Genomic DNA, 21,899 nt, shown 5'->3' on the forward strand with positions numbered 1-21,899 from the left:
GTTGCCGGCACGGGAGCATCCCGCCCCGATGGTGCCGGGTCCGCTGGTGGCGACACGCATGGCGGAGTCCGGCAAGGCGACAGGACAGAAGGGGAACAATCATGCAGGAATGGCCCGGCTGGCGGTCACTGCTTTTCGTCCCGGCGGACAATCAACGGCTGCTGGCCAGGGCCGGCGGGCGCGGGGCGGACGCCTGCATCCTGGATCTCGAGGACGCCGTGGCCCCCGGCGACCGCCCCGCCGCCCGGGACGGGCTCGCGGATGCAGTGGCGCGGCTGGCTGCCGAGGGCCCGGCGGTGCTGGTGCGGGTCAACGGCGGCATGCGGGACCAGGTGCGCGACCTCGAGGCCTGTGTCGGGGCCGGCCTCGCCGGGGTGCTCATCCCCAAGGCGGAGACGCCGCATGCGCTGGTGGAAGCGGACAAGCTGGTCACGGAGCTGGAAGGCGAGCGCGGCCTGCCGCCGGGGCGAATCCGGCTGGTGGCCATGATCGAGAGCGCCCGCGGGCTGCTCGCGGCCCCGGAGATCGCGGCGGCCGGCCCGCGGCTCGCCGCCCTGGCGCTGGGTCCGGAAGACCTGGCGCTGGACCTGGGCGGCCGCCCGGATGCCGAGCTGCTCACGGAACCCGCACGCCGGGTGGTCTGGGCTGCCCGCGCGGCGGGCGTCGAGGCGCTGGGCTTTCCCGGCTCCATCGGCAACTACAGCGATCTGCCGCTTCTGCGCCGGCAGCTGACCGCAGCCCGCGGACTGGGTTTCGTCGGCGCACCGTGCATCCACCCGGCGCAGATCGAGCCCATCCATGCCGCGTTCGCCGTCAGTGACGAGGACTACCACTGGGCCCGCCGGGTGGTGGACGCCGCCGGCGGATTCGAGGGTGTATGCTCGGTGGACGGGCAGATGATCGACCGCCCGGTGCTGTCCCGCGCCCGCGCCCTGCTGGCCCGGGCCGGGCGCGAGCGCACCGGGTCTTGAGACCGCCGGCGCGGTTGTCGCCGGGACCCGGGAAGAATGCCATGACCACGACCATCCGCCAGGAAGACTTGATCCAGAGCGTCGCCGACGCCCTGCAGTTCATCTCCTACTACCACCCCCGGGATTTCATCGACGCGGTGCATGCGGCGTATCTCCGGGAGGAGAACCCCGCGGCCCGGGATGCCATGGCGCAGATCCTGGTGAACTCGCGCATGTGCGCCGAGGGCCACCGCCCCATCTGCCAGGACACGGGCATCGTCACGGTGTTCGTGCGCGCCGGCATGGACGTGCGCTGGGAGGCGGACATGGGCCTGGAGGAGATGATCAACGCGGGCGTCGCGCGGGCCTACAACCACCCGGACAACAAGCTGCGCGCCTCCATCCTGCGGGACCCGGCCGGGGAGCGGGAAAACACCGGCGACAACACCCCGGCGGTGGTCTACACCCGGCTGGTCCCCGGCGACACCGTGGCGATCGAGGTGGCCGCCAAGGGCGGCGGCTCCGAGGCGAAGGCTCGTTTCGCCATGCTCAACCCGTCCGACAGCGTCGTCGACTGGGTCCTGGAGCAGGTCCCGAAGATGGGCGCCGGCTGGTGCCCGCCCGGCATCCTCGGCATCGGCATCGGCGGCACCGCGGACAAGGCCATGCAGCTCGCCAAGGAGGCGTGCATGGAGTCCGTCGACATCCACGAGCTCAGGGAGCGCGGCCCGGCGAGCACGGTGGACGAACTCCGCCTGGAGCTGTTCGACCGGGTCAACCAGCTGGGGATCGGCGCCCAGGGACTGGGCGGCCTGACCACCGTGCTGGACGTCAAGATCCGCGACTACCCGACCCACGCAGCCAACAAGCCCGTCGCCATCATCCCGAACTGCGCGGCCACCCGGCACGTGCGTTTCGAGCTGGACGGCAGCGGGGTCGCCACGCTGCCGGCACCGAAGCTCGAGGACTGGCCGGAGGTGACCTGGGGCAGCGCCGGGCAGGCCCGGCGTGTCGACCTGGCGCAGGTGACACCCGAGGACATGGCCGGGTGGCGCCCGGGCGAGACGCTGCTCCTGTCGGGGACACTGCTGACCGGCCGCGACGCCGCGCACAAGCGCATCCAGGAACTGCTGGCACGCGGCGAGTCGCTGCCGGTGGACTTTCGCGGGAAGTTCATCTACTACGTTGGCCCGGTGGACCCGGTGGGCGACGAGGTCATGGGCCCGGCCGGGCCAACCACGGCCACGCGCATGGACAAGTTCACGCAGATGATGCTCACGCAGACCGGTCTCGCCGGCATGATCGGCAAGGCGGAGCGGTCCCCGGAGACGGTGGACGTCATCCGCCGGCACGGGGCCGTGTATCTCATCGCCGTCGGCGGTGCCGCCTACCTGGTCTCGCGGGCGATCCGCAGCGCCCGAGTGGTCGCATTCGAAGACCTGGGCATGGAAGCCATTCACGAGTTCGAGGTCGAGGACATGCCGGTGACGGTCGCCGTCAGCGCCGATGGCGAATCCATCCACGAAACCGGCCCCAGGGAGTGGCGCGCGCGCATCGGCGGCATTCCGGTCTCCGTAGAATAGAGGCGTCGCGCTTCCTGTGAAGGCGACGACAGGACAATCCGGGCCGCCGATCCTCACGAAGACCCCAAAGATCGCGACCACCCCGCATGCGCGACTGTGCCCTCAGCGTCGGATGTTCCCGTCCCGTGAACGCGATTGTCGTACACCCAGCCACGCGAATGACTTCTCGAGAAAGGCTGACCCGTCGTGCCGCTGCCAGGCGCCGTGGGCCATGATGACCTTCTCCGGCCGATGGTCGAGCAACCGCTGGATCGCGGCCCGCGCCTGGCGGCGATGAAAGGTGGATAGCCGGACCTCCAGCGGCGCCTTGGCGGACGACTCCGTGATCCCCCAGACACGCGCGACCAAGCGCTGCCACGGCGCCCAGTGCCGGCGCAGGAAGTCGTGCTCCAGCGCTTCGCTCAGATCCGCCAGGAGCGCGGTACGCGAAGGCCGGTGGAAGAAGACCACCTCGTCCAGCAGCAGGGAGCCGCGGAAGCAGATCGGGTCGATGGTGTCCTGCCACTCCGCGGGCGGCTCGTCGTCCAGCGGAGCGTGGAAGCGGAGGTCGCGGCGCTTGCGGATCGCGGACGGTGGTCCCCAGAGCTTGGCCCCGGGGAAAGCCCGCTGCCAGTCCGCCAGGCCCAGGTGGTGGAGCTTGTTCGGGCTGACCAGGTGGCGGACCGGACCGAGGCCGGTCACCTGCTCGGCCAGCGCATGATCGAGGGGGATGGGGGACCACACCCAGAGTCCGCCATCCGGCAAGCGGATGATCACCGTGCGGGTGGGATACGGAAAGCCGAAGAAGCTGACAATCGGCCCGTCGACGAGCCAGATGTCGGTATCGATTGGCTGCAGGTATTGTCGTCGTGCCATCCCGTTTCCTTGGAAGCCGCGTGAGCGGGCGACGCAGTCGATGCCGGTCCTGACCTAGCGGTTCACGGCGACCTCGGTCACGAAGGGTGACTCCAGTGTCGCGTGACCGACGATCAGCTTGATGACGAGCACGGGCAGGAACCACTCCCAGGCCGGCGCTTCGGGGAGCCCCCAGGCCGCGAGCAGGATTGCGCCGCACACGGCCGATTGCGCGACGGGCCGCTGCATGCGCAGCGGCGCCCGCAGCGTGGCGAGCCCCGTCAGCAGCACGTAGCCGTAAGCCGTCACGGCGTACAGCAGGGGCGCGCTGCTGAACAGGCCGGCGACGGCGGCGATGTGGAGCCCGTGCAGCGCCAGGAAGCCGAAGTGCTGGCGGAAGCCCTGGCCGGCGCGGTGGTACCACCGCTTGGCGCTGGTGGTGGCATTGACGACGGCACCGCCGACGACGTCGAGAACGATCAATGCCGCGACGGCGTGGCTCAGCCAGGACCAGCCCAGCTGGTGGATCGTTGCGTACGCGGCGACGCCGACGACGGCGCACAGACCGACAGCCACGGACAGCCCCGACTCCGCCGTCGTGGCCCCGGGACCCACGAGACGATCCCAGTAACCGCGCCACCCGGCGTGAGGGGCGGGGTAGGACCAGTCGCTCGCGGGCTTCGCGGATGCCTTCATGGCGGGCTCCTCAGATCTGGGATGCGTTCGTCGCACCTTTGCGCAGGGTGGACAGCATGCTGGATGCACCCGCGAGCGGATCGACGGCGGGATCGAACCAATGCTGCAGCATCAGGCCATCAAGACCGGCCACCAGCCAGGCGGCGATCGCCTCGACGTCCGCATCCGCATCGACGTCTCCTTCGGCCTGCCCCTGCCTGAGCAGGGCGATGACCAGCTCCCGGAATTCCCGGTACATGTCCGCCATGACCGTCCCGAAACGCTGGCGGGTGTCCCCGGCACTGGCGGCGGCCCAGAACTCCAGGGTCAGCGGGACGATCGCAATATAGCTGCGGAACGCCTCCACGGTCGCGGTCACGGCCGCCGCGAGTTGATCCCAGGCCCGGTCCTGCTCCGCCATGGCCGCCCGGCAGTCGCGCAGCAACCGCATCCGCACCGCCTCGAAGGCGGCATGGAAAAGGGCTTCCTTGTCGTCGAAATAGCGATAGATGGAGCCCTTGCTCAGGCCTGCCAGGCTGGCGATGTCGCCCACGGCGGCCCCCTGGAACCCGTCACGGGCGAATATCTCGATCGCGGCCCGGCCAATCTGTTCCCGGCGAGCGTCGACGTCCGCAACACGCGGAGCCATGGGCCACCTCGTATAATGACTGACTGGTCATTCATTATACGAGGTGAGGAATCCGGGTCAACCGGGACAGTCCGGGCCGTGGATTGGAGCAATGGGAATCGCCGGGAAAAACGGCTCCGGCGACCGAACGGGAGCGTATCGACGATTCGTGGGGCGCCGGGACAAAGACCGGGCCGCGGACGGCCCGGTAGCCATTCAGCTGGCTTATTCGACGACCAGCTTGCCCTGCATGACCGCAGAATGGCCAGGGAAGGAGCAGAAGAAGGTATAGTCGCCGCCGCTGTCGAGTTGGGAGACGTCGAAGGTCACGCTCGTGGTCTCACCACCGCCGATCACCTCGGTGTAGGCAATCACGCGATCGTCGTCCTGAGGAACGTAGTCGTTCTCCATGCCGGCGTTCAAGCCCGCCTGGGCGACATCCTGGAAATCACCGGTCTCGGTGAGGACCCAGTTGTGGCCCATCTGGTCGGCGGGAAGCTGGCCCGTGTGTTCAAGCTCGACGGTGACCTGGTCACAGTCGGCACCGACCACCATTTCGGATTTGTTGTACTGCATCTGGTCGTTGCCGGAAATCGACAACTCGCAGGTCTCCGCTGACGCCGACACGGGCATCATGAGAAGCAGTGCGGGTGCCAGGAGGCTCAGGGAAAAGAATCGCATGGCTGTCTCCTTGTCAGTTGCCATGGGTGGATTGCAAAAGGATTGTTCGTACGCTTCCAGCACGACGAGTCAGCTGGCGAACGGGGCTGCGTCAGCTGCGGCCAAACGGTCGCATAAAGATGCATTCAGGATACATCAAATCTTTTGTCTCGTGCCATCCCTGGTACGGCATGGCTGCCTGGCTCTGCCCCGGAGTGCTGGCCAGGCCCGGCATGCATCCGGCGCACGCTTGCGTCCGTCTCCGGCCGGCTGTCCTGGCGAACCTCAAAGGTGTAGAAAGCTCCAGGAACAAGGTGGCCATGCATATGCGTGGGGGAAGGCTACGCCTGTCGCAGTAAAGCGTCCGCGGTGGCGTTCACCCGGTTCCTGGCAGGCCGCGTCCGCGACAGCATCGGTTCTCACGCGTTGGTATAACGGTCGACCACCCGCTGGTACTGGCTGGGCGCAGCGCCCAGGTGATTGCGGAAGAAGCGCGTGAAATGGCCGTGCTCCGAGAAGCCGAGGCTCTCGGACAGCTGGCCCAGGGTCCCCGTGCGACCGCTGGCCAGCCATTCGCAGGCGCGCCGCATGCGCTCCGTGCTGATCAGCATGTGCGGCGTCACGCCGGTGGAGCGGCGGAACAGGTGGAAGAACTGCGCCCGCGACAGCCCGCACTCCCTGGCCAGGGCGTCCAGCCGGATCTCCTGGTCGATGTTGTTGACGATGAACTCCCGGGCGCGGCGGATGCGGGCATCCTGGGCCCAGGCGACAGCCGGCGTGGTAACCCGCGTGAGATGGCGCCACTCGGAGAACCGCTCGAAAACATGGATGAGAAGGCTGAACAGAAGCTCCTCGACGCGCTCGCGCGGCACCGTACCCAGGCTCATCATCTCCGTGATCAGGGCATCCGAGATCGACCGCATCTGCGGGGCCAGCTCCACGCAGGGCTGCGAGAAGAAGTCGGGGCGCGCGCTCAGGGAAAGCGAGCGTTTCATTTGCGCGAGCCAGGCCGGCTCGATGTACAGCGCCAGGATGAGCGTGGGCTGCTCCGGGACCTCGTGGTTGTAGCCGTGGGGCTCCCAGGCGTTGACCAGCACCGCCGTGCGGTCCGTCAGCGGCTGCCGGTGCCCTTTCACGGCAAACGAGGAATCCGCGCCCCCGGCCTTCAGAAGGACATGGCACTCGGAATGGGCATGAGGCACGAGCGCCGTATCCATCTGTAGCAGGGCGATGCGCCCGAAGGCACCGTGGAAGATACGCTGGGCCGTGGACATGGGAGCCTCCCCCGTACCGCATGAAATAGCGGCTACACGGTATTCAGTGACGCTATCACTCCCTGAATCGGCAAACAACGCCGGGCACCCGTGCAGCCCGCGCTGCAGGGCCCCGACGCACAGCCGCTGCGCGCCGCATACCAGTGAACGAACCGCCCTCAATACAACATTCCTCAGCGGGCCGAACGTGCCCTGTTGCACCCATATGCCCTCCGGGGCACGACCCGCTGGCCGATGCCGGGACTCGAGGTCAAGCTGACGATATCCACCGTATAGAAGCGTCAGGCACCATGCCCTTGATACTTCGCCGCAGTAATCAATGTCGCAACGGCGAGCGCGACGAGCAGCGAGAATCCGGCGAGCGAGACGACGAACACCGGTATAATGGATGCTACGCCGCCGGCGGCGAATAAGCCGCGCTCCAGCCCCCCGAGCGGCCGGTTCAGCCACCCGGAAACCATCACCGTGAACGCCCAGCAGGCGACGACTACCTGGATGACCGCCCATGCGACGTCCGGCAGGCTTCCCCAGACCACGAGGGCCGGATGCAGCACGAACGCAAACGGGATGATCAGCCCGGGTATCGCAAGGTACAGAGCGCGCCACCCCGTCGCGCTCGGCGACGTATCGGCGACGGTGGATGCGGCATAGGCAGCCAGTGCCACCGGGGGTGTCACCATCGAGATGATCGACATGTAGAACACGAACAGGTGCGCGACCATCGGCTCCACGCTCAACGTGACCAGCGCCGGAGCCACGAGGGTAGCGGCCATGATATAGGCGGAGGTCGTGGGCATACCGGCTCCCAGGACCAGGCTGGCCAGGCCGGCAAGAATCATGGCAATGGACAGGTTGCCTTCCGAGAGCGTAACGACCATGCCCGTGAATTTGGTGCCCAGCCCGGTCATGGAAATGACCGAGACAATGAGGCTGGCGGCCGCGCAGGGCAGAGCAACCGACAGGGCGCGCTCCCCCGTGCGCACCAGAGCCGTCACTACCTGTAGTGGACGCTGGCGGGTAGTGCGTCGCGCCGTCCCCAGGATGATGGTCAGCGCAGTCGCCTGCACTGCCGCCTCCGCGACACCCAGGCCGGATACGATAATGACGGCCAGCCAGACAAGCGGAATCAGCAGGTGCCAGCGCTCCCGCAGCATCGCCCGCCAGTCACCGACTTCCTCCAGCTTGAGCGTCGCCACGTTGTCCAGCCGTGCCCTGTAATGCACGACCAGAAGAAGACTGACAAAGAACGCAAGCGCCGGCAGGAGGGCGGCGAAGACGACATCGCGATAGGGGACCTGCAGAAAGTGCGCCATCACGAAGGCCCCGGCCCCCATCACCGGCGGCAGGATCTGTCCTCCGGTGGAGGCGACCGCCTCGGTCGCCGCCGCAAATGTCGGTGTGTATCCGACACGGCGCATGAGAGGGATGGTAAAAATGCCCGTGCTCATGACATTGGCCACGGCGCTGCCGGAGACGCTCCCGGTCATGGCGGACGCCACCACGGATGCCTTGGCGGGACCGCCGATCTGGCGTCCGGTCAACCGCATGGCGAGCTCAATGATCAGCCGGCCTCCGCCGAAGACGTCGAAAACGGCGGCAAACAGGATGAAGTAGAAAACGATGTTCGCCGAGACCGCCGTGGGAATGCCCAGGATGCCGCGCTCGGTCAGCAGCATGATCTCGACGAAGGTATCGAACCCGGCGATCCTGTGACCCAGCACACCGGGTAGATACGGCCCCAGCAACTGGTACACGATGAAGAATGCGGCCAGGATGAACATGCCGATGCCCGCGCGCCGCCTCACGGCCTCGAGCAGAAGCCCGATCGCCAGAATCGCGACCGCGAAATCACCGATCAGCACCGGATCCAGCTCAACGATCCGGTAATAGATCCGCTCAAGCTGCGATAGCAAGTACAGGGGCGGCAGGAGCGCGAGCCCTGCGAGCCCCCAGTAGCACCAACCCTTGATACGCGCCCCGTCGCTCGCATCCCGGGCAACAATGCACAAGGCCAGCGCGGTGGCGAAGGCGATGTGCCCGGAGCGCCGGACCATCAGATCGATTTCGGGCCAGACGAACAGGGCGACCTGGAACGCAACCCAGGCGAGGGCGATCAGCGGTACAGGGCGAATAAAATCCCGCCAGCGGACGAGCAACCGCTCGTCCTCCTGGCGGGCCTCCGTGTCATGTGCCTGGTCGGTCATCGACGCTGCTCCGACTGCGACAGCCCGTGACGGCGTGTCAATCAATCCATCCCTGCTCGCGGTAGTAGCGCTCGGCACCCGCGTGGAGAGGAAGGCCGATGTTCTCGTCACGCCACGCCTGGGTCTCGCAGTCGAACTCGCTCAGCGCCCCGTGGCCGCGCCGGAACGCGTCAAGATCCTCGCACACGGTCTTGACGATGGCGTACGCCGCCTCCTCGGAAAGCCCCGTCGAGGCAATCAGCGCGGTCGTCGTCCCGAGAAGACTCAATTCACGCTCCTGGCCACGGAAGGTTCCGGCCGGCAGCGTCGCCGCTCCCCAGCCGTATTGGTCCATCATCGCGTTCAGCGTCCCCTCGCCCGGCTCGAGGAACGTCACGTCGGCCGTCTCGGCGATCTCCGTGATCGCCGGATGGCCCCGCGTCATGACCTGCACGAAAAGATCCGTGCGCCCGGCCGGGAACGCCTCCTTGATGGTGTTGAAGCCGGTGAACGTCAAGCTGCCTCCACGGGCGCCCAGTTCGTCTCCGTCGACGCCGAGCTCCGCCAGCAGCTGCTCGCCCGAGTAGGACCCGAAGCTGCCTCGGCGCAGCAGCATCACGCGGGTCGCCGGGTTTTCCTCCAGGTAGCCTCCGAGCGTGGGTTCCGCATCCTCGTCGTTGGCGATAATGCCCAGGTAGTACTGATCCAGGCCGCCGATGAGCCCGCGGAGGTTCTCCTTCCTCTCCTCGAACAGCTCCACGCCATCGTCGGCCCACCGGTTCACGACAGCGAAGCTCAGACCGATATCGGCCTTGCCTTGATCGATCAGGGACGGGTTGGCGGTCCCGCCGCCCAGTGGGGGCGTATCGATGGTGGACCCTGCCGGCAGCTGCTCGCGCAGCATCTGCCCCAGGGTGACGCTGTAGACGTGCCAGCTCGATCCCTCCCTGAAAGAGGCTACCCGCAGGTCCACAGGATCATTGAGCTCGGCCTGTGCGACGCCGCCGACCAGCAGCGCACCGCCAAGAACGATGGTCAGCACGGCTTGTGTCTTGTGGTTCATGGTCTTCTCCTCCTCTCTTGTAATAAGAGCCACCGCTCACGCGGTCGCTCACTCCCCTCTGCACCGGACGCTTCCTGTATCGGGTTCGGACCGATCCGGAGCGCATCCGGGCATGTGGTTGATGATTGGGTCGGTGCTCTGCGGCAGGCTGTAGAAGGCCGGTACCGGCGGAGCCTCGACGGCGCTCGTTCCGGTGGAGGGCGCGGTCGTTGGCGGAGCGGGCTCACCCCCCCTGATCATCGGGATGACCCCGCCCTGTTCCGCGGCCCAGGATTTCCCGCAGCCGATTCAGGGCGTCGCCGTCGAGATGCGCTTCCACATCCATCGAGTCCTCCCCCGGGACGCGGATCCGCGTGAACTGGAAAGCATCCGCCCCGGCCGGTACGGTGGCGTCGATTCCCACCTTGGAACTCACCCCGCTGCGCGCGGACGGGTCCAGCTTCGATCCCTGCGCCTCCGGTACGACGACGAGATCCCGGCTCGCCTGGAAACGCGTGGCGATGGCCCACTGCACCTCGTCCGGGTCGTGGATGTTGACGTCCCGATCCACCACCACGACCTGCTTGATGTCGTAATGGCCGGCGAACGCGCCCATGATGATGTTCTTCGCCTGCCCCTCCTGGCTCCATTGGTCGACCTGGACGACCAGGTGATACCGGCAAACCCCACCAACGGGCAGGTGGACGTCGACCACATTCGGGAAGGTTCGCGTCAGATGCCCGAGCAGCGTCGCCTCACGCGGAATACCGCCCAGCCACAGATGCTCCAGCGCGCCGCCGACAATGGTGTGGAAAATGGGCTTGTCCCGGTGTGTCACCGCGTCCACCTCGATGACGTGCCGGTCGCCGCGGGGCCCGTAATACTGCGGAAATTCCCCGAACGGCCCCTCGGGCTCGCGCACGTCCGGGAGCAGTCTGCCTTCGATGACGATCTCCGCCTCCGCGGGAACGCGGATCTCGTTGGTCACGCACCGCACGGCCTGCAGCGGCTCCCCGCGAAGCGCACCGGAAATGCCGAGCTCGTCGTAATCGATGGGCACGATGGCCTGCGACGAAAGCAATGTCAGCGGGTCGACCCCGATCACTACGGCCACTTCGAGGGCATCCCCGGCAGCCTCGGCTTCCTGGTAGAAGGCATGGGCGTGGCGCGGCAGGATCAGCACGCCCAGTCGGCTGGCGCCGTTGATCTGGCAGCGGTTGATCGAGACATTCTGTACACCCGTCCTGGGGTTGCGCGTGATCAGCAGCCCAGCGGTGATATACGGACCGCTGTCATGCTCATTGTGGGTGGGAACCGGCAGGAGGCGGGTGAGATCGACGTCCCGGTGCACCGTCTCCTGTACCGGGGCCGTCTCGATCTCCCGCCACGGCAGGGGGTTCGCGGCGGCATCCTGGAAACGCTGCAGCACGCCGGCTTCCGTGGTCCCCATCGCTTCCGCGATCCAGGCTCGCGACGCCACGAGCCCGGACACCACCGGTATGGCATGTCCATCGGGCTCCGGGAACAGAACCGCTTTCCTGCCGTCCAGCCGTTTCGCCAGCGCGGCAACGGAATAGCGCAACGGCATCCCGCGTCGCGCCACACCCAGCCGGTCCGTATCGGCCAGCCGTTGAAGCCACTCGCGCAAGGATGCCACTGGTCGAATCTCGGGCTTCATGCTCGCGCCTCCATCTCGGTATTACGGGCACTGCCGCATGGGGCCGGCGCCGTTGCGCAGACCCCATCCGTGGGTCGTGCGCGCGTCGTGACGGTGGTGTCCGGCGCAGGCGCCGCGGCACCTCTCAATCGCCCGAGGCTCCCTCCGCCACCGTGACGCTCTCTCTGGAGCTGCCACGCTTCCGGAAGGCACTCTGCTCGACCAGCAGCGACACCACGACACCGAAGACCAGGGCCCAGAACGGCGAGCTGATGTTGAACAGGGAGAAGCTGCTCATGGCCACCACCAGCGCCACGAACGCGCCGATCTGGTAGTCGAGCCGCTTGGAGAAGCCCTGCTGGAACGCCGTCAGCAGGACGCTGATCATGGCCAGGCCGGCCACCACGCCGATGAGCTCGCTGGGCAGCGCCAGCACGACCGGCACGGCCACGCCGGCGAGCAGACCGAAGGCGGCGAACAGAACCCCATTGACGACGGTCGCGCCGTAGCGGGTGCGGGTGTCGTCGCCGGCCTGGTCGGACGAGCAGATGGCGGTCATCGGGCCGGCGATGTTGGCATTGTGCCCGCCCAGGGCACCGGCGATGATGCCCCCGACGCCGCTCACGGTGGTCATGGCGTTCACCGGGGCATCGTAGCGCTCCGCCATCAGGACGCCGGCAGCCTGGGCGTTCTCGGCGCCGATCACCAGGGCGGCGAGCGGGATGGAAATGGCGAAGAAGGCTCCCGTGGAGAACACGGGCGCGGTGAACACGGGCGCGGTAAAGGCGATATCCGCCTCACCGAGCTGGATGGATCCGGTGGCCAGGGCGGCAACCAGCCCCACCACCAGCGCCGCGAGCACCGGCGGGACCTTGCTCATGAAGCGCATGGTCAGGAAGAAGGCCAGCGCCGCCAGCCCGCCGATGATCGGCGCCGCGTCCACCGATTCCACGGCGCCGACACCGAAGCGGATCAGCGCGCCGGCGATCATCGCCATGACGATGGGCATGGGGATCCACCGCATGACCCGGCCGATCTGCTTCGATATCCCGAGCAGGAGAACGAGAACGCCGGCCATGATGAACGCCCCGACCGCCTCCGGGAAGCTGAACGTCGCCAGCGCCGTGGCCATGATCGCGGCACCGGGAATCGACCAGGCGCCGGTGATGGGCATCTTGTAGCGCAACGCCATGAACAGGCTGATCAGCCCGCCGATGAAGTAGATGGAAAGCAGCCAGGCCACCGTCTGCCCGTTGCTCAGGCCGCCCCCCTCGGCCGTGTTGATGACGATCAGCGCCGGGCCGGAGCAGCCGAAGATGGCAGCCACGACACCGGCGCTGATCGCCTTGGGCGTCAACGCCGCCGGAAGGTCCCGCAGGCCCTGGGCAAGGCCCGGTCCGGCTTCGATGATGCGCGGGGCGGTATCCGCCACGCTCTGCTGGGTTTGCTCATGATTGGCCATGATCTCTGTCTCCTCCGAACTGCCCTTGAACGGGCTTTTGATGTGTTGAAGGGCCGCTCAGCGGCCCTGGAAATCCGGCTTGCGCTTGCCGTGAAACGCCTCGACGCCCTCGCGGAAGTCGTCGGACGTGCGCAGGCGGCTGTAGCAGTGGCCCTCCATCTCGATGGCCACGCTGAGCCCTGCATCCTCGTTGTCGTTGATCAGGCGCTTGGCGGTCCGCTGCGCCATGGGGGCGAAGGCGCGCAGCTCGTCGGCCAGCGCGTCGGTGGCACGCTCCAGCTCGGCATCGGCGACGCACTCCGTGACGAAGCCCCAGTCCAGGGCCTGCGGGCCGGGGATGCGCTTGCCGCGCATGACCATGTCCTTGGTCCGCGTGATGCCGATCATCTTCTGCAGCCGGGCGGAGCCGCCGGAGCCCGGAATCTGCCCCAGGCGCTGCTCGGGCAGCGCGTACCGGGTGGTGTCGGTGGCGATACGGAAGTCGCAGGCAAGCGAGAGCTCGAAGCCGACACCGAAGCAATAGCCGCGGTTGGCCGCGATCACGGGCTTGCTGCAGCGCGCCGGCGCGGCGATGTTCCATGCCAGGTGGGAGACGTGCTCCGGCGAGGCATCCAGAAAGCCCTTGATATTGCCGCCGCTGGAGAAGTGCTCGCCCTCGGCCCGCACGACGATGATGCGCACGCGCGTGTCCGCGTCCAGGGCCTCGAAGGCGGCGCGCAGCTGGTCGCGCTGGGGCATCTCCACCACGTTCAGCGGCGGGCGGTCCAGGACGATATCGCCCCGCTCGCGCTCGGCGTCGACTTCCACGCGGAAGCCGTCAAGAGGCGTTTCCAGCGGGCTCTCGGGGGGTCGGATGGTCATTGCGGACTCCTTCGGTGGTCATCGGGCGCGGTGGGCGCCGCTATTCGGGTGCATAGTTGCTGGCGCGCAGCTCGCGGCGCAGGATCTTGCCCACGGGGGACTTGGGAATCTCGCGCACAAACACGTATCGCCGCGGGCGCTTGAAGTTGGCGATGCCCGAGCTCCGGCAGTGCTGATCCAGCGCTTCCTCGGTCACCTCCCCGCGGCGGCGGACGAACGCGGTGACGACCTCGCCCCAGCGCTCGTCCGGCATGCCCACCACGATCACCTCCTCGACCGCGGGATGCAGCGACAGCGCGTCCTCGATCTCCGCCGGGCTGACGTTCTCGCCGCCGGTGATGATCAGGTCGTCCACGCGCCCCGTAACGAAGAGATCGCCTTCTTCATCGAAATAGCCGGTATCGCCGGTGAAGTACCAGCCGTGGCGAATCGCCTTGGCGTCGCCGTCGGGGCGCTTCCAGTAGCCGTCGAAGGCCTCGTCGCCGGCCAGGTCGGCGATGATCTCGCCTTCCCGGCCCGGGGGCAGGGTTTCGGCGGGATCATCCGCGTCGATGGCGACGACGCGGATGCGCTGGTTCAGTCCGCTGCGCCCCGAGGAGCCGGGCTTGCGGGCGGCATCCTGGTCGATGGTGAAGGTGTAGATCTCGGAGCTGCCGTAGTGATTGACGAACAGCTCGGGCCGGAAGGCCTCGTTGACGCGCTGCATGAGCCCGGCGCTCATGGGCGCACCGGCGTAGCCGAGCTTCTCCACCCCGCGCACGCGCTCCGGGGCGAACGCCTCGTGCTCCAGCAGGGCGTGGTACAGCGTCGGCACCAGGTACAGGTTGGTGATGCGCTGGCGCTCGATGAGATCCAGGGTCTCTTCCGCGTCGAACCGGGGCTGGCAGACGAAGCAGCCGTCCACCAGCGCCATGGCCAGCAGCGAGCGCACGCCCATGGTGTGGTACAGCGGCATGACCCCCAGCGTGCGCTCACCGTGGGCGTAGCGGTTCTGGGCGACATGGGCCAGCGCCGCCGCCCGCTCGACCCGGTGCCTGCGCGGCACGCCCTTGGGCCGGCTCGTGGTGCCGGAGGTGTAGAGCATGACGGACAGATCATCGGGCCGGCCGCGCAGGATCGTCCCGGCGGGCGCCGTCGCGCAGAGATCGGCGTAGTCCCACGCGCCGGTGACGGGGCCGCCCACCGCGACGCGCGGGACGCCTGCCGCACTGTCCGCCGCCCCCACGGCGGCGGCCGCGGCGTCGTCGAAGAACACCGCCCGCGCTTCGGCGTCCTGCAGGCAGTAATCCACGTCGTCGCCGGTGGCGCGCCAGTTCAGGGGCGTGATGACAACGCCGGCGCACTGGCAGGCCCAGTGCAGCGTGGCCAGCTGCCAGCGGTTCTGCATCACCGCCAGCAGCCGGTCGCCGTGGCGCAGCCCCAGCTCGCCCAGCCCCCGGGCGGCGCTCTGGACCTCGCGGAACCAGGCCTGGTAGCTCAACGTCATGTCGCCCTGCACCACGGCGTCGGCATGCGGGCGCCGCTCCACCGAGGCCACCAGGCTGCGGCCGAGATCAAACATGCTCGTTCTCCTCCGTTGTACTCCCGGACCGTTGCTCCGCGACCTCGACAATCGCCCGGACGATGCCCGTATAGCCGGTGCAGCGGCACAGATGGCCGGTCAGCATGTCGCGCACGTCGGCCTCGCGCGGCCGCGGGTTGCGGGCGAGAAAGTCGGTGCAGGACATGAGGATGCCGGCGGTGCAGAAGCCGCACTGCAGCGCGTGGTGACGCCGGAACGCCTGCTGGAGGTCGTTGAGCACGCCGTCCTCGGCCAGGTTCTCCACGGTCTCGACGTCACGGCCGTCGACCTGCACCGCCAGCGTCAGGCAGGCCCGGCAGGCATGCCCGTCGATGAGCACGGTGCACGCCCCGCAGACCCCGTGCTCGCAGCCCACGTGCGTCCCCGTGAGCCCCATGTCGTGGCGCAGGAAGTCGCTCAGCAGCAGTCGCGGCTCGGCGTGACCGGTGCGCTCCCGGCCGTTGAGGCGAAACGTGACGGGGTGGCTTCGGCCGGCATCGAGACGTTTCATGGCGCGGTCTCCGTGAGCAGCGTATAGCCCAGCTCGCGCACGAGCTGACGGCGGTAGCGGGCACTGGCGTGGCCGTCATCCTCGCCGCCCAGCTCCCAGGCCAGGGCGTCCAGGTCGTCGGCCAGGGCCGCTCCCGGCTTCATGCGCCGGACGACGGGCCGGTCGGCGACGCCGCCGACACCCAGCCATGCCTCGTCACCGCGGACCTCCGCGGCCAGGGCGACCAGGGCGAAATCGCCGTGACGCATGGCCACCTCGCGGAAGCCAAAGCGGGACCCGGGCCGGGCCACCGGCAGGTGTACCTCCGTGAGCACCTCGTCCGGCTCCCGGGCGGTGGTGAGCACACCCTGAAAGAAGTCGTCCGCCGGAACGGTCCGGCGGCGGCGGCGCGACTCCAGCACCACGGAGCCGCCCAGCGTGGCGAGGCAAAGCGGCAGCTCGGCGCTGGGATCGGCGTGCACCAGGGAGCCACCGATGGTGCCGCGGTTGCGGGTCTGGTAATGGCCCACCCAGGGCAGGGCCCGGGCCACCAGCGGCACCGTCTCGGCCAGGCCGGGCCAGGCGAGCAGCTCCGCCTGGCGAACCGCGGCGCCCACCACCAGCGTGTCGCCGCGCCGCTCGATCCGCCGGAGCTCTTCCACGGCGGTAATGTCCACCAGCAGCCCGGGCTGCGCGAAACGCATGTTCAGCACCGCCATGAGCGACTGCCCGCCGGCGAGCACACGGACCTGCTCGGAGCCTTCGGCGAGCAGCGTGAGGACCTCGTCGCGGGTGGTGGCACGCACGTAGTCGAAGGGGGCCGGCTTCATGGCGCACCTCCGCGCCCCAGGAGACGCAGGAGCCAGGCCCTGAAGCGTCGCCCCCATGCCCGGTCGCCCGCGCTTGCGCCCGGCCCGTCCACTTCCTGGCGCAGGCGCGCGAAGATCTGGTCGACAACCACCCGCGAGGCGCCCTGGAGCATGCGCGCGCCGACACTGGCCACCTTGCCGGTGACCGCCGCCTGGTAGTCGTACGCCAGCTGCGTTCCCCCGCCCTCACGCGGCGACAGGCGCACGGCCGCACCGCCTTCGGCGGTGCCGACGGCGCTGGAGCCGGCGCCGTTGAGGCGCAGGGCGTGGGGCGGATCGAGGTCCGTGAGGGAGACCCGCGCCTCGAAGCGGGCCTTGATCAGGCCCACGCCCACGGTGACATCGGCCCGGTAGGCGTTGTCGCCGTCCTGCTCCAGCGCGTGGCAGCCGGGGATGATGCGGCTGAGCACCCCCGGGTCGAGCATGGCGTGGTACACGGTGTCCGCGTCGGCTTCCAGCTCCACCACGCCGGTGGCCCGCAGGGTCGAGCCGCCGGCCGGGGCCTCGATGGACGGTGCCGCATGGGCGGCCGGCGGCTCCGACTCCGTGATGCCGATCATCTCGCGCACGCGGGACGGGGTCAGCGGCAGCCGGATATCGCGCTGCCCGAGGGCATCCGCCACGGCGTTGGCGATGCACACCGGCGTGCTCATGTTGTTGCCCTCACCCACCCCCTTGGCGCCCAGCGGCGTGAACGGCGACGGTGTCTCCTGGTGGAGGATCACCGGCTCCGGGACTTCGGCGGCGGTAGGAATGAGGTAATCCGCCAGGGTGCCGGAGCGGAAGCTGCCGTCGTCGCCGTAGGCGAGCTCCTCGTACAGCGCCGCGCCCACGGCCTGGGCGAAGCCGCCGCGGATCTGGCCGTCCACCAGGTCCGGGTTCAGCAGACGCCCGGCGTCATGGGTGGTCACGTAGCGGTCCAGGGTGACCCGGCCGGTGACCGGGTCGATGTCCACGCCGCAGTAGTCGAAGACGAACCCGTAGCACAGCGAGCTGTTGATGCGGTCGTCGTCGTCCGGCGCCGCGAGCTCCGGCGGACTCCAGAAGGCGGTCTCGCGGAGACCGCCCGGCTCGTCCTCGGGCAACAGCCCGGGGGACCAGTGAACCGCTCCGGCGGCGCGGTGGAACGACAGCGAGCGCGCCGGGTCGTTGCGGTCATGGATGCGGCCGTCGGCAAACACCAGGTCGCCGGGGTCAGCGCCCATCTGGGCCGCCGCGATGCGCGCCAGCCGGTCGCGCGCCCGGGTGGCGGCCTTGTGGACCGCACCGGCCACAGCGCCGGCGAAGCGGCTGGAATAGTTGCCGGAGGCGATGGACCAGGCATCCTTGCCCGTGTCCAGGGCCACATGCACCGACACCGCCTCCCGGGGGACCCCCAGGACGTCGGCGACCACCTGCGCAGCGGCCGTGCGGTGCCCCTGTCCCTGGGGCACCGAGGCGATCTGCACCGACACGGAGCCCAGCGGGTCCACGGTCAGCGTCGCCGTGCTCACGGCCCCGTTCTTGGGCCCGGCACGGCGGCGCTCCTCGGGGGTCATGGCCGTGGTGATATAGCCCATGTTGGAGATCGACGGCTCCACCACGGCGGCGAAGCCGATGCCGTAGTAGCGCCCGGCGGCCCGTGCGGCGGCGCGGCGCTCCTCCAGCTCCTGCAGGCCACCGCCCGTGCGGGCGAGCTCCACGGCGGCGTGATAGTTGCCCGAATCCAGGAGCGAGCCGGCGGGGGCGCGGTACGGGAAGGCATCCGCCGGGATCAGGTTGCGCAGGATCACCGTCAGGGGGTCCAGCCCCAGCTCCACGGCGACGTGCTGCACCAGGCGCTCAAGGGCGAAATAGACCTGCGGTCCGCCGAAGCCGCGATTCAGTCCACTGGGCGTCTTGTTGGTCAGCACCACGCGGTTGCGCACGGCCAGGTTGCGCACGGCATAGGCGCCGGTGAGCGTGCCGTGCATGCGGTAGAACGTGGCCGGCTCCGGCGCCCGCAGGTAGGCGCCGCAGTCGTCCAGCTGGTCGTAGCGCAGCCCCTGGATGCGGCCGTCCTCGGCCACCGCCGCCTCGATGGTGGTCACCCGGTTGGTGGCGGACGAGGCCGCCTGGAGGTGCTCGAGGCGGTCCTCTACCCATTTCACCGGCGCACCCGCCTTGCGGGCTGCCAGCGCCATCAGCACGACGTAGCTGAGAACACCCTGCTTGATACCGAAACTGCCGCCGGAATCCGGCGGCGTGCGCAGGCGCAGCCCCGCTCCCGACACCTTCAGCGCCCGCGCCATCACCGAGTGCAGGGCGAACGGTCCCTGGAAGTTCGCGGCCACGTCATAGCCGCCATCCGCCGGGTCGTACCGGGCGACGACGACGTAGCACTCGATGGGCGTACACGAGTTGCGCGGATAGTCGATCTTCAGGGAGACATGGCGGGCGGCCTCGCGGAACGCCCGGTCGGGCTCGCCGTAGCTGAAGCTGCGGTCGTTGACCACGTTGCTGCCCACGGCCTCGTGCAGCACCGGCGCATCGCCGGCGACGGCGGCTTCCGTAGCCACGACCGCGTCGAGGACCTCGTAGTCGGCCCGAATGGCGTCCAGCGCGTCCTCGGCGAGGTACCGCGAGTCGGCCACCACGACGGCCACCGGCTCGCCGACATAGCGCACGCGGTCGACGGCGAGGCACCAGTGCTCCATGGGCTGGCGCACGCCCACGGGCAGGGGCGCCGCCCAGCGCTGCACGTCGGCGCCGGTCAGCACCGCATGCACGCCGGGCATGGCCAGGGCCTCGCCGGCGTCCAGCGCCACCAGGCGGGCGTGGGCGTGCGGCGAGCGCAGCACGGCCGCCTGCAGGGTGCCAGGCGTTGTCGCCAGATCGTCCGCGTACTGGCCGAGCCCGCGCAGGAGCGCGTCGTCCTCCAGCCGGGTCTGCCGCTCGCCGAGCGCGCTGGTTGTCGATTCCTGGGTCGCTGTCGCCATGGTATCCGCGTTCGCCGCTGCGATTGCCGCCGTCACCTGGGGAACGGCTGAACTCAGCCTATGCAGCCTGCAGCGCAACAAGCATTGCCAACGGGGACGAATACTGGCGCGGCGATCCGGCAATTTGCCCGAGAGTCCGGCGCGCCCGGGGCGGGTGCCATGCGTGTTGAACACCGCAACGGCATCGTTACACCGCTGCTGAACACGCGCGCGCCGGTGGTGCAGAATGCCGGTCTTGTCCACGGGGCACCGATGGGCGCACCGTCACATCGAACCCCCGGGCGTGTACTGTGCGCCCGGGACGACAGAACAGCGAGCGAGGAAGTCCGTCATGGCGGAGACAGGTATCGTGCAGATGGTCGGGCCGGCGGTGGTGCTCCTCACCTCGGCGGTGGTCGCCGTGCCCCTGTTCCGCAAGCTCGGCCTGGGTTCGGTTCTCGGCTACTTCTCCGGCGGGCTTCTTGTCGGCCCATCGGTGCTGGGCATCTTCACCGAGCCGTCAACGATCCTGCATATCTCCGAGCTGGGGGTGGTCATGTTCCTGTTCCTCATCGGGCTGGAGATGCGCCCCCAGAAGCTCTGGGCGCTGCGCGGGCAGATCTTCGGCCTGGGGCTGGCCCAGGTCGCCGTGTGCATCGCCCTGCTGACCGGCGCGGGAGTGCTGTACGGGCTGGCGCCGGCCACGGCGTTCATCGCCGGCTCGGGGTTCGTCCTGTCGTCCACGGCGGTGATCATGTCGGTCCTGCAGGAGCGGGGCGAGCTCGCCGGCGGGCAGGGCCAGCGCGCCGTGTCGATCCTGCTGCTGGAAGACCTCATGATCGTCCCCCTGCTGGTGGTCGTCACCTTCATGAGCCCTGCCTCGGGGGCGGCCAATGGCGTCGATGTCGCCGCCGTGGCGACGGCGCTCGGGGCCATCGGCCTGGTGATCGCGGCCGGCCGCTGGCTGCTGGACCCGTTCTTCGCGCTGCTGGCCCGGGCCCGGGCCACGGAGGTCCTGACCGCCGGGGCGCTGCTGGTCGTGCTCGGTTCCGCCCTGCTGATGGAGTACAGCGGCCTGTCCATGGCTATGGGGGCATTCCTGGCGGGCGTGATGCTGTCCGGGTCGGGCTACCGGCATCAGATCGAGACCGACATCGAGCCCTTCAAGGGCCTGCTGATGGGGCTGTTCTTCCTGGCGGTCGGCATGTCCCTCGATCTCGCGGTGGTCGCCGCGCAGTGGCACGTCATCGTCGCGCTGCTGGCGCTGTTCGTGGCGGTGAAATCCATCGGCATCTACGCCGTCGCGCGGGCGTTCGGCGCAACCAACCGCCAGGGGCTGCGGCGCGTTTCGCTGTTCGCCCAGGGCGGCGAGTTCGCCTTCGTGCTCTACACCGCCGCGGTCAGCGGCGGGGTGATCGACGCCTCGGACAACGCCGTGTTCGCGAGCGTCGTCATCCTCTCCATGGCGCTCACCCCGCTGACGCTCCTCGCCGCGGATCGCTGGCTGGACGGCGACGCGCGCGCGTCGCTGGACGGGGTCGAGGCGGCCCGCGGGCTGAGAGGCCGCGTCCTGATCATCGGTTTCGGGCGCTTCGGGCAGATCGCTTCCCAGGCGCTGCTCGCCCAGGGCATCGACGTCTCGCTCATCGACAACGATCCCGACCGTATCCGCGAGGCGGAGAAGTTCGGCTTCAAGGTCTACTACGGCGACGGCAGGCGGCTCGACATCCTGCGCCACTCGGGAGCGGAGACGGCGGACGCGATCATGGTCTGCATCGACGACCGCGCGGGGGTCAACCGCATCGTGGAGCTGGTCAGGCAGCATTTCCCGTCGGGGAAGCTGCTGGTCCGCTCCTATGATCGCGGCCACGCCATCGGGCTGCGCAACTCCGGTGTCGACTACGAGATGCGCGAGACCCTGGAGTCGGCCTTGGCTTTCGGCGGTGCCGGTCTTCAGGCGCTCGGCATGACGGCCTTCGACGCCGGCGAGGTGATCGACGAGATCCGGCGGCGGGATCAGGAGCGGCTGGCGGCGCAGATCCAGGAAGGGGTGCTTGCCGGGCGCGATCTCCTGCACGTGGCGCCGCGCCCGGAGCCGCTGATCACGCCGCGCGGCAGGGCGGCCGGGCGCGAGACCTGAATCGCCGACGGCAGCGGTGGGCGCTGCCGCTCAGCGCGCCTGCGGCCGTACCGAGCTACCTCGATCCGTGGACGATGCGGTACGATTGCCGCCC

17 protein-coding genes are annotated in these 21,899 nt (G+C 68.9%); 3 read left to right on the forward strand and 14 right to left on the reverse strand.

Translation table 11 applies throughout. The annotated features are described in order from the left end of the window. The first annotated feature begins 101 nt into the window (after window positions 1–101). Window positions 102–971, forward strand: a complete 870-nt coding sequence (locus QWY84_RS02760) for an HpcH/HpaI aldolase/citrate lyase family protein (RefSeq protein WP_290200920.1) — start codon at window positions 102–104, stop codon at window positions 969–971. 41 nt (window positions 972–1,012) lie between these two features. After that, window positions 1,013–2,533 carry a fumarate hydratase gene (locus QWY84_RS02765; protein WP_290200921.1) on the forward strand — a complete coding sequence of 507 codons (1,521 nt, stop codon included), beginning with the start codon at window positions 1,013–1,015 and terminating at the stop codon, window positions 2,531–2,533. Between the two features lie 102 nt (window positions 2,534–2,635). On the opposite strand, the gene QWY84_RS02770 is transcribed toward QWY84_RS02765, so the two are convergent. From QWY84_RS02770 to QWY84_RS02835, 14 genes are all read right to left on the reverse strand, one after another. After that, window positions 2,636–3,388 carry a DUF4336 domain-containing protein gene (locus tag QWY84_RS02770; RefSeq protein ID WP_290200922.1) on the reverse strand — a complete coding sequence of 251 codons (753 nt, stop codon included), beginning with the start codon at window positions 3,386–3,388 and terminating at the stop codon, window positions 2,636–2,638. Between the two features lie 54 nt (window positions 3,389–3,442). Beyond that, window positions 3,443–4,063: a hypothetical protein gene (locus tag QWY84_RS02775; RefSeq protein WP_290200923.1), complete on the reverse strand. Its 621-nt coding sequence runs from the start codon at window positions 4,061–4,063 to the stop codon at window positions 3,443–3,445. Between the two features lie 10 nt (window positions 4,064–4,073). Beyond that, a complete protein-coding gene (locus tag QWY84_RS02780; protein WP_290200924.1) occupies window positions 4,074–4,691 on the reverse strand; it encodes a TetR/AcrR family transcriptional regulator in 618 nt (205 codons plus the stop codon). Between the two features lie 204 nt (window positions 4,692–4,895). Then, window positions 4,896–5,351 carry an azurin gene (gene azu / locus QWY84_RS02785; RefSeq protein ID WP_290200925.1) on the reverse strand — a complete coding sequence of 152 codons (456 nt, stop codon included), beginning with the start codon at window positions 5,349–5,351 and terminating at the stop codon, window positions 4,896–4,898. A gap of 398 nt (window positions 5,352–5,749) precedes the next feature. Further along, entirely contained in the window at window positions 5,750–6,604 is an 855-nt protein-coding gene (locus tag QWY84_RS02790) for an AraC family transcriptional regulator (protein WP_290200926.1), read from the reverse strand. 281 nt (window positions 6,605–6,885) lie between these two features. Then, window positions 6,886–8,808 carry a TRAP transporter permease gene (locus QWY84_RS02795; RefSeq protein WP_290200927.1) on the reverse strand — a complete coding sequence of 641 codons (1,923 nt, stop codon included), beginning with the start codon at window positions 8,806–8,808 and terminating at the stop codon, window positions 6,886–6,888. A gap of 37 nt (window positions 8,809–8,845) precedes the next feature. Beyond that, window positions 8,846–9,850 carry a TAXI family TRAP transporter solute-binding subunit gene (locus QWY84_RS02800; protein ID WP_290200928.1) on the reverse strand — a complete coding sequence of 335 codons (1,005 nt, stop codon included), beginning with the start codon at window positions 9,848–9,850 and terminating at the stop codon, window positions 8,846–8,848. A 223-nt stretch (window positions 9,851–10,073) separates the two neighbouring features. Beyond that, a complete protein-coding gene (locus QWY84_RS02805) occupies window positions 10,074–11,507 on the reverse strand; it encodes a UbiD family decarboxylase (RefSeq protein ID WP_290200929.1) in 1,434 nt (477 codons plus the stop codon). 124 nt (window positions 11,508–11,631) lie between these two features. Beyond that, on the reverse strand, window positions 11,632–12,948 hold the full coding sequence (locus tag QWY84_RS02810) for a benzoate/H(+) symporter BenE family transporter (protein ID WP_290200930.1): 1,317 nt from the start codon (window positions 12,946–12,948) through the stop codon (window positions 11,632–11,634). 57 nt (window positions 12,949–13,005) lie between these two features. Then, complete coding sequence (locus QWY84_RS02815) at window positions 13,006–13,809, reverse strand: enoyl-CoA hydratase/isomerase family protein (RefSeq protein ID WP_290200931.1); 804 nt, start codon at window positions 13,807–13,809, stop codon at window positions 13,006–13,008. Between the two features lie 40 nt (window positions 13,810–13,849). After that, the gene (locus QWY84_RS02820) at window positions 13,850–15,370 is read right to left on the reverse strand and encodes an AMP-binding protein (RefSeq protein ID WP_290200932.1); all 1,521 of its coding nucleotides are present in this window, start codon (window positions 15,368–15,370) and stop codon (window positions 13,850–13,852) included. Beyond that, window positions 15,363–15,881, reverse strand: a complete 519-nt coding sequence (locus QWY84_RS02825) for a (2Fe-2S)-binding protein (RefSeq protein WP_290200933.1) — start codon at window positions 15,879–15,881, stop codon at window positions 15,363–15,365. Before QWY84_RS02825 ends, QWY84_RS02820 begins: the two co-directional genes overlap by 8 nt. After that, window positions 15,878–16,690 carry an FAD binding domain-containing protein gene (locus QWY84_RS02830; protein WP_290200934.1) on the reverse strand — a complete coding sequence of 271 codons (813 nt, stop codon included), beginning with the start codon at window positions 16,688–16,690 and terminating at the stop codon, window positions 15,878–15,880. The genes QWY84_RS02825 and QWY84_RS02830 overlap by 4 nt, the downstream gene beginning before the upstream one ends. Next, window positions 16,687–19,686, reverse strand: coding sequence for a molybdopterin cofactor-binding domain-containing protein (locus QWY84_RS02835; RefSeq protein ID WP_290200935.1), 3,000 nt, complete (start codon window positions 19,684–19,686; stop codon window positions 16,687–16,689). The genes QWY84_RS02830 and QWY84_RS02835 overlap by 4 nt, the downstream gene beginning before the upstream one ends. A 331-nt stretch (window positions 19,687–20,017) precedes the next feature. On the opposite strand from QWY84_RS02835, the gene QWY84_RS02840 reads away from it, so the two are divergent. Beyond that, on the forward strand, window positions 20,018–21,805 hold the full coding sequence (locus QWY84_RS02840) for a monovalent cation:proton antiporter-2 (CPA2) family protein (protein ID WP_290200936.1): 1,788 nt from the start codon (window positions 20,018–20,020) through the stop codon (window positions 21,803–21,805). The last annotated feature ends 94 nt before the right edge of the window (window positions 21,806–21,899 follow it).

Source organism: Aquisalimonas lutea (assembly GCF_030409225.1).
Taxonomy (GTDB): domain Bacteria; phylum Pseudomonadota; class Gammaproteobacteria; order Nitrococcales; family Aquisalimonadaceae; genus Aquisalimonas; species Aquisalimonas lutea.